At 70.8% G+C, this 14,090-nt stretch carries 15 protein-coding genes; 9 read left to right on the top strand and 6 right to left on the bottom strand.

Features of this window, described 5'->3' with window-relative positions; all coding sequences use genetic code 11:
* Nucleotides 1-580: helix-turn-helix domain-containing protein (locus ABZ646_RS00905; protein ID WP_360511558.1), on the bottom strand; the 580-nt coding region annotated here is incomplete at its 3' end.
* Between the two features lie 390 nt (nt 581-970).
* Between ABZ646_RS00905 and ABZ646_RS00900 the strand changes: the two genes are divergently transcribed.
* Nucleotides 971-1,759, top strand: coding sequence for a DUF5753 domain-containing protein (locus ABZ646_RS00900; RefSeq protein WP_360511556.1), 789 nt, complete (start codon nt 971-973; stop codon nt 1,757-1,759).
* Nucleotides 1,756-1,980: a DUF397 domain-containing protein gene (locus ABZ646_RS00895; protein WP_360511554.1), complete on the top strand. Its 225-nt coding sequence runs from the start codon at nt 1,756-1,758 to the stop codon at nt 1,978-1,980. The genes ABZ646_RS00900 and ABZ646_RS00895 overlap by 4 nt, the downstream gene beginning before the upstream one ends.
* A 50-nt stretch (nt 1,981-2,030) precedes the next feature.
* Here ABZ646_RS00895 and ABZ646_RS00890 read toward each other — a convergent pair whose 3' ends face one another.
* On the bottom strand, nt 2,031-2,606 hold the full coding sequence (locus ABZ646_RS00890; protein WP_242765349.1) for a TerD family protein: 576 nt from the start codon (nt 2,604-2,606) through the stop codon (nt 2,031-2,033).
* 171 nt (nt 2,607-2,777) lie between these two features.
* On the opposite strand from ABZ646_RS00890, the gene arfB reads away from it, so the two are divergent.
* Entirely contained in the window at nt 2,778-3,212 is a 435-nt protein-coding gene (arfB, locus tag ABZ646_RS00885; protein ID WP_360511568.1) for an alternative ribosome rescue aminoacyl-tRNA hydrolase ArfB, read from the top strand.
* 191 nt (nt 3,213-3,403) lie between these two features.
* Here the strand turns inward: arfB and ABZ646_RS00880 are convergent, their stop codons facing one another.
* Nucleotides 3,404-3,922: a flavin reductase family protein gene (locus ABZ646_RS00880; RefSeq protein ID WP_360511552.1), complete on the bottom strand. Its 519-nt coding sequence runs from the start codon at nt 3,920-3,922 to the stop codon at nt 3,404-3,406.
* Between the two features lie 333 nt (nt 3,923-4,255).
* On the opposite strand from ABZ646_RS00880, the gene cdgB reads away from it, so the two are divergent.
* Complete coding sequence (cdgB, locus tag ABZ646_RS00875; protein WP_360511550.1) at nt 4,256-5,911, top strand: diguanylate cyclase CdgB; 1,656 nt, start codon at nt 4,256-4,258, stop codon at nt 5,909-5,911.
* 118 nt (nt 5,912-6,029) lie between these two features.
* Nucleotides 6,030-6,977 (top strand): carbohydrate-binding protein, encoded by a 948-nt coding sequence (locus tag ABZ646_RS00870; protein WP_360511548.1) that lies wholly within the window; start codon nt 6,030-6,032, stop codon nt 6,975-6,977.
* On the opposite strand, the gene ABZ646_RS00865 is transcribed toward ABZ646_RS00870, so the two are convergent.
* Complete coding sequence (locus ABZ646_RS00865) at nt 6,974-7,903, bottom strand: 1-phosphofructokinase family hexose kinase (RefSeq protein ID WP_360511546.1); 930 nt, start codon at nt 7,901-7,903, stop codon at nt 6,974-6,976. The two genes, ABZ646_RS00870 and ABZ646_RS00865, sit on opposite strands and share 4 nt — an antisense overlap.
* A gap of 171 nt (nt 7,904-8,074) precedes the next feature.
* On the opposite strand from ABZ646_RS00865, the gene ABZ646_RS00860 reads away from it, so the two are divergent.
* The 3 genes from ABZ646_RS00860 (at nt 8,075) to ABZ646_RS00850 (ending at nt 10,475) form a co-directional block, all read left to right on the top strand.
* Nucleotides 8,075-8,605, top strand: a complete 531-nt coding sequence (locus tag ABZ646_RS00860; RefSeq protein ID WP_360511544.1) for a hypothetical protein — start codon at nt 8,075-8,077, stop codon at nt 8,603-8,605.
* Nucleotides 8,606-8,706: 101 nt separating this feature from the next.
* Entirely contained in the window at nt 8,707-9,813 is a 1,107-nt protein-coding gene (locus ABZ646_RS00855) for a histidine kinase (protein ID WP_360511566.1), read from the top strand.
* Nucleotides 9,810-10,475: a response regulator transcription factor gene (locus ABZ646_RS00850; protein WP_360511542.1), complete on the top strand. Its 666-nt coding sequence runs from the start codon at nt 9,810-9,812 to the stop codon at nt 10,473-10,475. The genes ABZ646_RS00855 and ABZ646_RS00850 overlap by 4 nt, the downstream gene beginning before the upstream one ends.
* Nucleotides 10,476-10,491: 16 nt before the next feature.
* On the opposite strand, the gene nagA is transcribed toward ABZ646_RS00850, so the two are convergent.
* Together nagA and ABZ646_RS00840 are read right to left on the bottom strand one after the other, a co-directional pair.
* Nucleotides 10,492-11,745, bottom strand: a complete 1,254-nt coding sequence (nagA, locus tag ABZ646_RS00845) for an N-acetylglucosamine-6-phosphate deacetylase (RefSeq protein WP_360511540.1) — start codon at nt 11,743-11,745, stop codon at nt 10,492-10,494.
* Nucleotides 11,745-12,683 (bottom strand): ROK family protein, encoded by a 939-nt coding sequence (locus tag ABZ646_RS00840; RefSeq protein WP_360511538.1) that lies wholly within the window; start codon nt 12,681-12,683, stop codon nt 11,745-11,747. The genes nagA and ABZ646_RS00840 overlap by 1 nt, the downstream gene beginning before the upstream one ends.
* Nucleotides 12,684-12,812: 129 nt before the next feature.
* On the opposite strand from ABZ646_RS00840, the gene ABZ646_RS00835 reads away from it, so the two are divergent.
* A complete protein-coding gene (locus tag ABZ646_RS00835) occupies nt 12,813-14,081 on the top strand; it encodes an extracellular solute-binding protein (protein ID WP_360511536.1) in 1,269 nt (422 codons plus the stop codon).
* The last annotated feature ends 9 nt before the right edge of the window (nt 14,082-14,090 follow it).

Raw genomic sequence — 14,090 nt, 5'->3', positions numbered from 1 at the left:
GTTCGGCGTCGGTGGCGGAGAGGAGGAGCCGGGGGTCGCGGCGGCGGAGGCCGGCGAGGAGGTCGAGGGCTGTGCCGAGGAGCGCGGGGGAGGTGGTGGAGGGCTGCGGTACGGCGGGGAGGCGCTTGCGGGGAGGTGGCTTGTCCGTGGCGGGCTGCGTGCGCCGCGCGGACCTGTCGGAGGGCTCGGACGCGGCGGCTCGGTGCCCCGGCTTGTTGCAGGAGACCGTGCGGGTGACGATCCGACCGCCGGGGACCCGCTCCCGCTCGCGCCGCAGGTAGCCCTCGGCCTCCAGTTCCCGCAGGGCCGCGCCGATACGGTCTCTGCCCTCCGGGAAGCGCAGCGCCAGGCTCTTGATGTCGACCTGGGCGCCCTGGGGAAGCGACTGGATGTGCACCCCCAGGCCGATGGCCAACGCCGAGAGCGTGGGGTGCTGGGCGAGGTGGTTGCCGATCACCACGAAGCGGGAGGTGTGGCGGGCGTTGTCGTGCAGGAGACCGCCGGACCCCCGGTTCGGGTGCTTCTTGGCGGCAGTGCGGGACTCGGCGCACGAGGGCGCGCTAGGGTTTTCGGTATCCATCGGGAAGGTTGCTGCTTCCTGGGTGGTCAGGCCCTCGCACTGGGATTGCAGTCCCGGCGGGGGCCGAAGTTCTTCTGCGGTTGGTGCGCTGAGCGTAGGGCACGCAACCCTCCCCAAAGCCAGCCGAGTTGGGCATATTCACTCGCGGGAGTGACTCTGCGCGACGGGCGGGAGGGGTGGGGTTTGGTGGGAGTTCTTTCTCCCGTCGTTCTTGGGTGGTGACGTCCCGCACGTCCGAGGCCCGCGTTCCCGGGCTACGGCGCCGGCTCGGCCACGATCTGCCTCGCCGGGTGGAGATTTCCTCGTTCGCATCACTCAGCGTGGCCGCGCGTGCGTACCGTGAACAGTGAGGGAAGCGCTACGTACCGTGACTGTCCGGGGGTGTGCGGGATGAGCGGGGACGGCGAGGTGGCCGAGCCTGGGTGGGAGGTCGACCCTGACGACGACTGGGGGGTGGCGGTCATCGCGACGGTCGGGCGGCAGCTGAGGCTGCGGCGCGAGGCGGTGGGGATGCGTGCCGCCGAGTTCGCGGAGGCCGTCGGCTATGGGGAGGACGTGCTGAAGGCCGGTGGGCTGATCTCGGCGACCTGGGAGGACGTGAAGAGGGTCCGGTACCCGAAGAAGGTGCGGGAGCTGGCGAAGGCGGAGGGGCAGGCGGTCGAGATCGGGGTGTACGTCTGCAACAGCATCAGCGGGCTGTTGCAGACGGAAGAGCACACGCGTGCGCTGATCGAGGCTGCGCAACCGCCGTACTCGCCGGATGACGTGGAACGCATGGTGACCGCTCGCTTGGCTAGGCGGACGGTTTTTGAGCGCGACCCGGCCCCATCGATTCACTTCGTGCTGGAAGAGACCGTGCTGCGCCGACCGGTCGGAGGCAGAATGGTGCAGCAACGGCAACTCGAACACCTGCTGGAGGTGGGGCGGTTGCGGAACGTCACACTGCAGGTGATGCCGACGGCCACCGATGCCCATCCAGGGCTTGACGGCAGGATTGAGTTGCTGAAGTTCCCTGACGGAACGGCCGTGGGACGCGCCGAAGGCACGTTCAATGGGCGCCCGACCACTGATCCGAGACAGCTTCGTGTCATCGAGCTGCAATATGGCACGATCCGGGCGCAGGCGCTCTCACCTCGGGAGTCGTCGACCTTCATCGAACAACTGCTGGGGGAATCATGATCCGCAAGGCCTCCGCCGGGGACATTGCCGACCTGGCCTGGTTCAAGAGCAGCTACAGCGACGGCACCAACGGTGAGTCCTGCCTAGAAATAGCCCCCACCCCCACCAGCATCCACATCCGCGACTCCAAGTACCCGCACACACCCGCCGCCCCCGGCCCCCGGCTCGCCCTCGCCCCCTCCGCCTGGGCCGCCTTCGTGCCCTACGCGTCGGCGCACTGATCCGGTGCCGGGCCCCCGGCCGCACCCACGCGGCCAGGGGCTGGCGTCGCTCAGACGTTGACGCCGAAGTCCTGGGCGATGCCGACCAGGCCGGAGGCGTAACCCTGGCCGACCGCGCGGAACTTCCACTCCGCGCCGTTGCGGTACAGCTCGCCGAAGACCATGGCCGTCTCCGTCGCCGCGTCCTCGGAGAGGTCGTAGCGGGCGATCTCGGCGCCGCCCGCCTGGTTGACGATGCGGATGTAGGCGTTGCGGACCTGGCCGAAGTTCTGGCTGCGGTTCTCGGCGTCGTAGATGGAGACCGGGAAGACGATCTTGTCGATGTCGGCGGGCAGGGCCGCCAGGTTGACGTTGATCGCCTCGTCGTCGCCGGCGCCCTCGCCCGTGCGGTTGTCGCCGGTGTGGACGATCGAGTTGTCCGGGGTGTTCTTGTTGTTGAAGAACACGAAGTGGGCGTCGGAGTAGACCTTGCCCTGGCCGTTGACCGCGATGGCCGAGGCGTCGAGGTCGAAGTCCGTGCCGGTGGTGGTGCGGACGTCCCAGCCGAGGCCCACGGTGACGGCGGTCAGGCCCGGAGCCTCCTTGGTGAGCGAGACGTTGCCACCCTTGGAGAGGCTTACAGCCATGGTCGGGGGTCCTTTCCCTCGTATGCGTACGGCCGTGCGGCGTACGGGCTTGAAGCTACAGCTACCGGTATGAACGCCACGAGGGGTACCGAAGGTTCCAGCTTCCTTTACCTTCTTTGCCAACGGGTGATGAACTTATTCGCGTGACGTGTGCCGGTCAGCCGCGCGACCATAGGGGGTATGTCCGGTCCTTACGTCATCCGCGGCTCCGTCTCGCTCCCCGAGGCCGAGCTCAACTGGCGGTTCTCGCGGTCGTCCGGGCCGGGCGGCCAGCACGTCAACACCAGTGACTCGCAGGTGGAGCTCCGCTTCGACCTCGCCAACACCGAGGCGCTGCCGCCGGTGTGGAAGGAGCGGGCGCTGGCGAAGCTGGCGGGTCGGCTCGTGGACGGCGTCGTGACCGTGCGCGCCTCCGAGCACCGCTCCCAGTGGCGCAACCGCGAGACCGCCGCCGTCCGCCTGGCCGCGCTCCTCGCCGAGGCCACCGCACCCCCGCCCAAGCCCCGCAGGCCGACCCGCATCCCGCGCGGCATCAACGAACGCCGGCTGCGCGAAAAGAAGCAGCGTTCGGAGACCAAACGAGGGCGGACGGGCCGCGACTGGTAAGCCCGGTAAGCGCGGAAAACCCGACCGCGTGGTCTGTGTCGACGATCACAGGGGGTCGTTCCGGTTCCGCCGGGGTGCCCGTGTTCCGGTGGTCAATTCACGGAAGTCACCCATGGAAACCCATGGAAACCCATGGAAGACGCGTTCTGCGGTCGGCCGGGGGGAAATTCCGGAAAACAGACCGCGTGGTTTCATCCCAACTGGCGGTACCGGCCCCGGAAATACATCAGTGGCCCGCCTTCCGCGCCCGGGAGTTCGGCGCTGAGGACGCGGCCGATGACGAGGGTGTGGTCGCCGGCGACGACCCGTTGTTCGGTGCGGCACTCCAGGGTCGCCAGCGCGCCGCCGACCAGCGGGGCGCCGGTGACCTCGCCGCGGACGTACGGGAGGTCCTCGAAGAGCAGCCGGTCGCTGATGCGGCCCTTCATCGCGAAGCGGCCGGCGATGTGCCGCTGGCTCTCGGTGAGCACCGAGACCGCCCACAGCGGCTGCTCGTCGAGGACGTCGTCCATACGGGCCCCGGTCCGCAGGCTGACCAGCACCAACGGTGGATCCAGCGACACCGAGAGGAACGCGGTCGCCGTCATGCCGACGTCCTCGCCGACCGGTGCCATCGGGTCGTCCGGGTCCAGCGGCGGCTCCTGCGCGGTCACCAGGACCACACCGGCGGCCAGCCGGGACATCGCGGCCTTGAACGCTTCGTTGCTCACCCCCACAGCATGCCCGGTGGCTTCTGCGGCGGCGGGAGAGGGAGTCTTCAGCACGCCGGAAACGCTAATGTCGGTCCCCGCGCCACCGCATCGGCCATCGGCCCGAGCCGGGTCCTAGGACCAAGGGCCGACAAAGGCTGTGTTCGGTAAACACACAGGGAAAACGCAGAAACTCCACGCAATTGCTCACGTTCTCCTGTGACTTGAGTCACAAGGGCCATTAATTGTTGACCCTGTGTACCGAGTGGGCAGCGCGCTGTGATTCAGTGGCGGGGAAAAGTAGCGCCGAAGCAGACCCTTGATTCGCTGCGAGGTCTCGGGGGGAGGGCGAGCATGGAGACCGAGTCGGAACCTTACGTCCGTCTTGCGTCCCTGCGACAGCTGCACCAGGTCATGGCCGACATGAACACGGCCCGCAGCCTGGCGGACACACTGCAGACCGTCGCCGACGGCGTCATCACCGCTCTCGGTTACGAGATGGCGTGCGTCAACCTCGTACGCCCCGACGGCGACCTCGTGGTCGCCGCCTTCTCCGGCAACTCCGCCGCCGAGGCCCTGATCACCGGCCGGGTCGGCTCCCGCGACTCCTGGGACCGGCGGCTCGGGATGGGCGAGAAGTGGGGCGACCTCGTCTTCATACCGCACACCGAGGGCTGGGTCCTCGACGACGACGACGTCCCGCAGTGGTACACCGACGGCCCCGCCCCCCGCTTCGAGGACGAGTGGCACCCGTCGGACCGGCTCTTCGCCCCGATGTACACGCCCGGCATATCGGGCAGCTCCTGCGGCGAACTGCTCGGCGTGATCTCCGTGGACCGCCCGCGCAACGGCCGTCACCCCGGCGCCTGGGGCCGCGAGGCCCTCCAGATGTACGCCTTCCAGGCCGCGATAGCGATCAGCAACGCGCGTCTGCGCGCCAACATGCAGCGGGCCCTGGTCAGGCTGGAGCGTGAGCAGCAGGCCCTGCGCGCCAGCGAGGAGTCCTTCCGGCAGGCCTTCGAGTACGCCCCCTCCGGCATGGCGATAGCCGAGATGGGCGGCGACCAGCACGGCCGGATACTGCGCTCCAACGACGCCCTGTGCCGCCTCCTGGGCCGCCCGGCCTCCGCGATGCGCCGCTACTCCTTCTCCGACCTGGTCCACCCCGAGGACATCGGCACCCTGCTGCGCACCTCGGCGGAGGGCGGCCGCGCGGAACTCCGCCTGGGCCGCCGCGACGGCACGTACGTGTGGGTGTCCCTGCGCAACAGCGTGGTCGCCGACGCGGCCGACGGCCCCCGCTTCCTGCTCACCCACGTCGAGGACATAGAGGAACGCAAGCGCCGCGAGCTCCAGCTCGCCCACCGCGCCTCCCACGACGCCCTCACCGGCCTGCCGAACTCCGCCGAGCTGCGCTCCCGCCTCACCTCCCGGCTCTGCCGCCGGGCCGGTGATCCGGAGTCCCTGGACGCGGCCTACGGCCACCCCGCCTATGACGTCAACGGCCACGGCTTCGACTTCGCCGGCTCGGCGTCGGGCGGCTCGTCGTCGTACGACGGTTTCGACCACCACGTGCACACCGTCGCCCCCGACGAGAGCCGCGACGACGGTGCCAAGGGGCTCGCGGTGCTCTTCTGCGACCTCGACGGCTTCAAGTCGATCAACGACCGGTTCGGGCACAACGCGGGTGACGCGGTCCTCATCGAGGTCGCCCGGCGCCTCAGCAGGGGCGTCCGCGACGGCGACACCGTGGCCCGGCTCGGCGGCGACGAGTTCGTGATCCTCGCCGACGGGCTGGGGCAGGCCGACGCCCAGGACCTCGCCGTACGCCTGCGCAACGAGATCATCCAGCCGATCCGCGCCGAGGGCCGGGCGGTCCGGGTGGGCGCCAGCTTCGGCATCGGGTGGGCGCACTGCGGCATGACGGCGGACGAAGTCCTGAAATCCGCGGACGAGCGGATGTACGTAGAGAAACGATCTCGTCCCAAAGCGCACCGGCGTGCCGGATGATGCGCAGGTCAGCTCGCTGATGCGGTCCGAGTCACCCGTTTGGCTCAGTCAGACCGGGTAGGCTCGACATTCAATACCTGTACCGCATCCGCCCGCACCTGTTGAGGAGTACCAAGGGATGACGCCCGGCGACAACGGCGCGAGCACGCCCGAGGACGACGACCCGTTCGGCTACCTCTACGCCGACGGCCAGGCCCGAGGGGCCCAGCCGCCGTCCGGCTCCGGTGGTTACGGCTACCCGAACGCCGTCAGCAGAGTGCGTTCGGTCGGCGAGCGCACGTACGGCGGGCAGCAGCAGGCGCCGCAGTACGGCGGCCAGACCATTCCGCAGCAGCCGGGGGCGGGGTACGGCCAGCAGCCCACCGCCGCCTACCAGGCCCCGGAGACCTTCCCGGGCGGCGCCCCGACCACCCGCCAGGCCCCGCCCGCCCCGGGCCGCGGCCGGGGCCCGAACACCAAGGGCCTCCTCATCGGCGCGATCGCGGTCGTGGCCGCGGTGGTCATAGGCATCAGCGTCGCGATGATGAACGGCAACGGCAACGACAACAAGGCGAACAGCGGCGCCTCCACCTCCCCGACCCAGAGCGAGAGCGCGTCCCCGTCCCCGTCGAGCTCCAGCTCGGTGTCGGCGTCGGGTGACATCGACCCGGTCGACGCCAAGGCCTTCCGGCTGGACGGCGGCGCCAGCCTGGCCTCGGACGTCAAGGGCGCGAGGGCCGACGGCGGCATCTACGTCACGAACCTCAACCAGACGGGCGCCGGCGTCACCTGGACGGTCAACGGCATTCCGGCGGACGGCCTGTACACCGTGTTCGCACACTACAGCGCGGTCACGGACAGCACGATGACGCTGAAGATCAACGGCAAGGAATTCGGCAGCAAGTTCCCCCTGGACAACTACACGCACCAGAGCGACCCGGCCAAGGCCTGGACGACCAGCTACACCTATCCCACCCTCACCAAGGGCACCAACACGATCTCGCTGTCCTGCGAGAGCGGGGACAGCTGCAACGTCCTGCTGGACCAGCTGTGGGTGAAGCAGGGCAAGCACACGAACAAGGGTTAAGGGGTCGTCGCCCCGTCGGTCACCGTGACCTGGCCCAGCAGTTTCTCGTAGGCCGTGCGGTCGAACTCGCCTGCTGTCGGGGCCCGGACCGTCGCCGCGGACAGGGCCACCGCTCGGGTCAGGCGGGCCGGCCAGGGGAGTTGTTCCACCTGGGCCGACAGCAGGGCGGCGACCGTCGCGTCGCCCGCGCCCGTCGGGTTGCCGTGTTCCCGGGTGGGCGGGAGCGCGTGCCAGCAGCCCTCCGGGGTGAGGGCGAGGAGGCCCTGGGGGCCCAGGGAGGCGACCACCGTGCGGGCGCCGCGGCGGCGGGCGTCCTGGGCGGCGCGGGACGGGTCGTGGGAGCCGGTGAGTTCGGCCAGTTCCTCGGCGTTCGGCTTGACCAGGTCGGGCCGGGCGGCCACCCCGCGACGCAGGGGTTCGCCGCTGGCGTCGAGGAGGACGGGGACACCGGCGGACCGGGCGGTTCTTATCAGCATGGCGTACGCCCCCACCGGCACCCCCGGCGGCAGACTCCCGCACAGCGCCACCGCCGAGGCACCGGGCAGCAGTTCCTCGTAGTGGTCGAGGAAGGCGCCCCACTCGGCGGGCGCTATCTGCGGACCCGGCTCGTTCAACTGGGTCGTGTCACCCGTCAGTTCGTCCACGACGGCGATCGTCCGGCGGGTCGCCCCGGCCACCGGCAGCAACGCCTCCCGTACGCCCGCCGTCCCCGCGAGCCGCTCCCGTACCGCCGCCCCGGTGGCCCCGCCCGCGAACCCGGTCACCGTCGTCTCGTGCCCGAGCGCGGCCAGCACCCGGGCCACGTTCACCCCTTTGCCACCCGGCCGTTCGGCCACGTCGGAGACGCGGTGCGAGGTGTGCGGGCGCAGTGCGCCGACCCGGTAGGTGATGTCGAGAGCGGTGTTGAGCGTGACGGTGAGGATCACCGGGAGACCTCCCCCGCAGGCGCGGCCGTGGCGTTCGATCGAGAGGCTCGATCATGCCAAAGGGACGGTGACCGGGCCCAGGTGCCGTCGCGGCGCCCCGCCTGCTTCTCCACCCTGGTTTCCACCCATGGGTCCAGGCGTCGCGGGCCCTGTGACAGCAGGCTTGGGGGCATGACAACGACCGAGTGGATCACCGACATCGCTCTCATCCTCGTCGTCTTCCGGCAGCTGCGGGAAGGCCGGCTGGACCTCAAGTCCTTCCTGATCCCCCTGGGGATCGTGGCCTACGTGGCCCACACGTACCTGGACTCCGTTCCCACCGAGGGCAACGACCTGGTGCTGGTCGGAGCTCTCATGGGCGCGGGCGCCGTACTCGGCGTCGCCGGTGGCGTCTACACCAGGGTCAGGACCGCGGGCGAGCACATACTCATCAAGGCGGGCGCGGTCTCCGCGATCCTGTGGGTGCTCGGCATGGGTGCCCGGATGGGTTTCCAGCTGTGGACCGAGCACGGCGGCGCCGACGACGTCGCCCGGTTCAGCCTCGCCCACCACATCACCAGCGACCAGGCATGGGTGGCGGCCTTCGTCCTGATGGCGCTCACCGAGGTCATCACCCGGCTGGCCACGATCTTCGTCCGTAGCCGGATGCTGACCGCCGGGCAGCCCGCCCCCGCCTCGGACCGTGTCGCGGTCCGACCGTGAGTTATGGTCTGGCCGTGCCCACCGCCGAGAGCGCCTCCTCCCCCGGACAGGTCCAGCCCCCGTCGGCCGCGCCCCGGCCGATCCCGGGCCGGGACCCCCGGGTGCAGTGGGCCCTGACCGTGGCGGTCATCGTCAGCGGGGCCCTGACGATCCAGCCGATGGGCGGCAGCGGGCGGGGGCTGGTGGTCGCGGTCCTGTTCGTACTGAACAGTGCGGCGCTGCTGGCCCGGGGCCTGCCCCTGGGCAAGGTCCCACCGCGTGTCGCCGTCGTCTGGCTGTCGCTGGGCGTCCTCGCGGCGGCCGCGCTGATCGGCGTCAGCCGCAGCGGAACGGGTTACCTCTTCGCCTTCTTCTTCTCCGGTCACATCGGATACCGGCTGCCGACCAGACCGGCCCTCGTCCTGGCGCTGGCCTGTGGCCTGCTCTGCGGTGGCGTCCTGTACTTCCATGTCGGACCCGGTCACCACCTGCTGCCCTGGGCCGTCGGCCTCACCACCGCCGCACCGGTCCTGATCGGGATACTCAACCGCGTCCAGCACCAGGCCGTGGCCGCCGCGCTGTCGGCGGCCGAGAGTGCGGAGCGCGCCGCCCGGGCCGAGGCGCAGGCAGCCGTGCTCGCCGAACGCGGCCGGATCGCCCGGGACGTGCACGACGTCCTGGCGCACTCGCTGGCCGGGATCAACATGCAGCTGGAACTGGCCGACGCGCTGCTCGACACCGGCGATCTGGAGAAGGTCAGGGCGGTCAATGACAAGGCCCACAGCCTCGTCAAGGAGAGCCTGAAGCAGGCGCAGTGGACCGTCCACGCGCTCCGCGAGGACGCGCTGCCGCTGGTGGAGACCCTCACCGCGATGCTCGAGTCGTCCGGCCACCGCGACGCCCTGACCGTCTGCGGCACCCCCGTCGAGGTACCGGCCCGGGTGACCCAGAATCTGCTGCGGATCGCCCAGGAATCCCTGACCAACGCCGCGCGGCACGCCCCGGGCGGTGCGGTGCGGGTGGAGCTGGTCTTCGCGGCCTCCTCGACGGCGCTGACGATCCGCAACCGGCAGGCCACCCGTGCGGTGAACGCGGGAGCGGGCAGCGGAATGGGACTGATCGGAATGCGCGAACGCGTCGCCCTGCTGGGCGGCACCCTCACCGCCGGCCCGGTCACCGAGGGACCGGACCAGGGCGGCTGGCAAGTGGAGGCAGTGATCCCGCGATGAGTGAACCCACAGAGAGCTCCCGCCCGTTGCGCGTGGTCGTCGCCGACGACCAGGCGGCCGTCCGCGAACCGCTCGCCGCGGTGCTGGGCCTGGCCGAGGACATCGACGTCGTCGCGGCGGCCGCGGACGGCAACGGCGTACTGGACGCGGCCGCCGCCGGTCCGGTGGACGTCGTGCTGATGGACCTGCGCATGCCCGTGCTCGACGGAATCGAGACCACCCGCAGGCTGAGCGACGAACACCCCGAGGTGGCCGTCGTCGTGCTCACCACGTTCGCCGACGACGACTCGATCCTGGCGGCCCTCAGCGCGGGCGCCCGCGGCTATCTGACGAAGAACGCCGGACGCCAGGACATCGTCCGCGCGATCCGCGCCGCCGCCGCGGGGCAGTCCGTCCTGGACCGCGAGGTCCAGGATCGGCTGCTGGCCACCGTCCGCGCCAGACCGACGGCGTCCGGACCGCAGCTGCCCGCGGACCTCACGCCCCGCGAACGCGAGGTACTCACCCTGATCGGCCAGGGCCTGCCCAACCGCGCGATCGCCGAGAAGCTCTTCGTGAGCGAGGCGACCGTCAAGACGCACATCAACAACCTCTTCGCCAAGGCCGGCATCCGGGACCGGGCCGACGCCGTGCGTCGCGCCATCGCGGCCGGCCTGGCCTGACCTCTCGGCCCCGCGATCAGGGAAGGTCGGGTACGACCACCCACTCGCCCTTCCTCATCACGCCCTTCAGCGTGAACTCGCCGTCCAGGACGAGGAGATCGGCGTCCTTGCCGGGTTCCAGGGAGCCGACGCGGTCGTAGAGGCCGAGCAGGCGGGCCGGGTTGGCGGACAGCGCGGCGACGGCATGCTCGATGGGCAGCCCGTCGACGGTCACCGCCCGCCGCAGCGCGCGGTCCAGCGTCAGGGTCGAGCCCGCGATCGAACCGCCCTCCACCAGCCGGGCCACCCCGTCCGTGACCTCGACCTCCAACGGGCCCAGCAGATAGCGGCCGTCGCCGCCGCCCGCCGCGTCCATGGCGTCCGTGATGAACGCGACCCGGTCCGGCCCCGCGTGGTGGAACGCCAACTGGAGCGAGGCGGGGTGCAGATGAGTACCGTCGTTGATCAGCTCGACCGTCACCCGCTCGTCCTCCAGGAGCGCGGCGATCGGGCCCGGGGTGCGATGGCCCAGCTGCGGCATCGCGTTGAAGAGGTGGGTGGCGACGGTGGCGCCCGCGTCGATCGCCTCCACCGTCTGCTCGTACGTCGCGTCCGTGTGGCCGACGGCCGCGAGCACGCCGAGCTCGGTGAGGAGCCGTACCGACTCGATGCCACCGGGGAGTTCGGTGGCCAGCGTGACCATCCTCGCCTGCCCGCGCGCCGCGTCGACCAGCTTGCGGACCTCCGCCGGGTCCGGGTCGCGCAGCAGCCCCTCGGAGTGGGCGCCCTTGCGGCACGGGGAGATGAACGGGCCCTCGAAGTGGATGCCGGCGATGTCGCCCTGCTCGGCGAGCTCGGAGAGGAGGGCGGCCTGGCGGGCGAGGACGTCCATGTCGTCGGTGACGGTGGAGACGACCAGGGTGGTGGTGCCGTGCAGGCGGTGGGTGTGGACGCCGGTGAGGACCTGTTCGGCGGTGCCCGAGCTGAAGGAGGCTCCGCCGCCGCCGTGGTTGTGGAGGTCCACGAAGCCGGGGAGCAGGTAGTGGCCGGTGAGGTCGATGCGCTGGGCGTTCGGTGAGGGGTCGGCGGTGATTTTCGTGCCGTCGACGTTCACTTGGCCCTTGTCGACCACTCCGGTGGGGAGGACTGTGCGGGCACCGGAGAGGACCAGGCCGTTCGACCCCGGCTGCGGGTGCGTGGGGGCTGGTCGCGCCCCCGCGGCGGTAGCCGCAGATTCAACCACGCCCCGCGCCCCTGAGGGGGCGCTTTCCTCACGCTCGTTTGCAGCCATCAGGGGGTTACCTCCGCAGTCGTCGTGGTCAACAGGTCCTGGGCCAACAGCCCCGCGCCCAAACAACCGGCCGTGTCTCCCAGTTCGGCCGGGACGATGGGAGGCAGTTTCTGGAAGGTCACCCTGGCCTGTACCGCCTCCCGCAGCGGGTCGAAGAGCACGTCTCCCGCCTCCGCCAGGCCGCCGCCGACGATCAGGACGCGGGGGTCCAGCAGGGTCAGGGCGGTGACCAGGCCGTCGGCCAGGGCGCCCACCGCCTCCCCCCACACCCGTACGGCGTTCGGGTCGCCGGACGCGACGGCCTTCGCGCAGTCCGCGGCGTCCGCCTCCGGGTCGCCGCAGGCCTTCGCCCACGCCTCGCTCACCGCCGCCGCCGACGCGTACCGCTCCAGACAGCCGCGCTGTCCGCACGGACAAGGGGTGCCCTGCGGCCGTACGACCACGTGGCCGATCTCGCCGGCGAAGCCGTGCGCGCCCGACTCCACCCGGCCGTCCAGGCCGAAGCCGCCCGCGATGCCGGTGCCGAGCGCCACGAAGAAGAAGCGGTCGGCTCCCCGGCCCGCGCCGAGCCTGCCCTCGGCGAGCCCGCCGGTGCGGACGTCGTGGCCGAGGGCGACCGGGACGCCGAGGCGGTCGGAGAGGAGGGCACGCAGCGGGACGTCGCGCCAGCCGAGGTTGGCCGCGTAGACCGCGACGCCCGCCCGCTCGTCGACGATTCCCGGCACCGCGAGGCCGGCCGCCGAGGCCGGCTCGCCCAGCTGCTGTGCGCCGTGGGCCCGCAGGTCGGCGGCGAAGTCGAGGATGGCGGCGACCACGGCGTCGGGGCCGCGGTCGCGGCCGGTCGCCCGGCGGTCCTGGTGGAGCAGCTCGCCGTCCGGGCCGACCAGCGCGGCCTTCATTCCGGTGCCGCCCACGTCCAGGGCGATGACATGTCTCACGAGGACAGTGTGGCCCGTCGACCCGCAAGAGGTCTAGTCCACTTACGTGGTGTAGACCTTATGGGTCCACATATTGAACGGCGAGACAGTTAGATCGAGGTAGTACAGGTGCGGCGGCGTAAGGCAGGAATGACCGCGGTGGTGTCCGCTCTGGGCATGACGGCGGTCCTCGGTGGCTGTGGGACGACCGGATCCTCGGACGTCACCCTCAGACTCGTCGCCGCGGACTACGGGGACTCCGCCGCCAACAGCTCCCAGAAGTACTGGGACAAGCTGGCCGCCGCGTACGAGGCCGAGCACTCCGGCGTGAAGATCGACGTCACCGTCTACTCGTGGAACGACGTCGACCGCAAGGTCAAGGACATGGTCGCCGCCGACAAGGCCCCCGACCTGGCCCAGATCGGCGCGTACGCCGACTACGCGGCCGCAGGGAAGCTCTACGAGGCCGGCGACCTGCTCTCCATCCCGGTGCAGGCCGACTTCCCGTCCCAGCTCGCCGAGGCGGGCCAGTGGAACCACGCGCAGTACGGCATCCCCTTCGCCGCGTCCACGCGCGTCCTCTTCTACAACAAGACGCTCTTCTCCGACGCCGGCCTCACCCCGCCCACCACCTGGACGCAACTGGCGGCCGACGCCGAGGCGCTCAAGGCACGCGGCGTGAAGTACCCGTACGCGCTGCCGCTCGGCCCCGAGGAGGCGCAGGCGGAGACGATGCAGTGGCTGCTCAGCGGGGGCAGCGGCTACACCGACGACACCGGCACGTACACGATCGACTCCTCGCAGAACATCGACACCCTCACCTGGCTCAAGGACGAACTGGTCGGCAAGGGGCTGACCGGCCCGACCGCCCCCGGCAGGCTGAACCGCGCGACCGCGTTCGCCGCGTTCGCGAACGGCCAGGTCGGCATGGTCAACGGGCACCCCACCCTGATCAAGCAGGCCGAGAAGAAGGGCGTGAAGTTCGGCATGGTCGCCATGCCGGCCCGCTCCGGCCAGACCACCCCCACCGCCTCCATGGGCGTCACCGACTGGATGGCGGCGTTCAGGCAGAACGGCCACGCCAAGCAGGTCGGCGACTTCCTGAACTACGTCTACAGCGAGAAGAACGTCCTCGACTTCTCCCGCGAGTACGGTCTGCTGCCCGTGACCACGTCCGCGTCCCAGACGATGACCGACTCCGGCCAGGCCCAGGACAAGCAGCTGCGCCCCTTCCTCGAACAGCTGCCGACCTCCGAGCTGTACCCGGCGGGCAAGACGTCCTGGGCGGCCGTCAGCGCCGACATCAAGAAGCAGATCGGTGCGGCGGTCAGCCCGTCCGGCAACCCGACCAGCGTGCTCACGCAGATCCAGGCCGAGGCGGCCCTCGCGGACAGCCGTACGGCGGCCGCGACCGGCTGAGCGCGTACG

The sequence above is a fragment of the Streptomyces sp. NPDC007162 genome, from assembly GCF_040634175.1.
Taxonomy (GTDB): Bacteria; Actinomycetota; Actinomycetes; order Streptomycetales; family Streptomycetaceae; genus Streptomyces.
This window is presented reverse-complemented; position numbering and strand designations above follow the sequence as displayed.

Bases quoted from the DNA above. Each gene is read 5' to 3' on its own strand.
- ABZ646_RS00900 (WP_360511556.1), top strand. From the start codon at position 971: ATGAGCGGGGACGGCGAGGTGGCCGAGCCTGGGTGGGAGGTCGACCCT.
- ABZ646_RS00895 (WP_360511554.1), top strand. From the start codon at position 1,756: ATGATCCGCAAGGCCTCCGCCGGGGACATTGCCGACCTGGCCTGGTTC.
- ABZ646_RS00890 (WP_242765349.1), bottom strand. From the start codon at position 2,606: ATGGCTGTAAGCCTCTCCAAGGGTGGCAACGTCTCGCTCACCAAGGAG.
- cdgB (WP_360511550.1), top strand. From the start codon at position 4,256: ATGGAGACCGAGTCGGAACCTTACGTCCGTCTTGCGTCCCTGCGACAG.
- ABZ646_RS00870 (WP_360511548.1), top strand. From the start codon at position 6,030: ATGACGCCCGGCGACAACGGCGCGAGCACGCCCGAGGACGACGACCCG.
- ABZ646_RS00860 (WP_360511544.1), top strand. From the start codon at position 8,075: ATGACAACGACCGAGTGGATCACCGACATCGCTCTCATCCTCGTCGTC.
- ABZ646_RS00850 (WP_360511542.1), top strand. From the start codon at position 9,810: ATGAGTGAACCCACAGAGAGCTCCCGCCCGTTGCGCGTGGTCGTCGCC.
- nagA (WP_360511540.1), bottom strand. From the start codon at position 11,745: ATGGCTGCAAACGAGCGTGAGGAAAGCGCCCCCTCAGGGGCGCGGGGC.
- ABZ646_RS00835 (WP_360511536.1), top strand. From the start codon at position 12,813: ATGACCGCGGTGGTGTCCGCTCTGGGCATGACGGCGGTCCTCGGTGGC.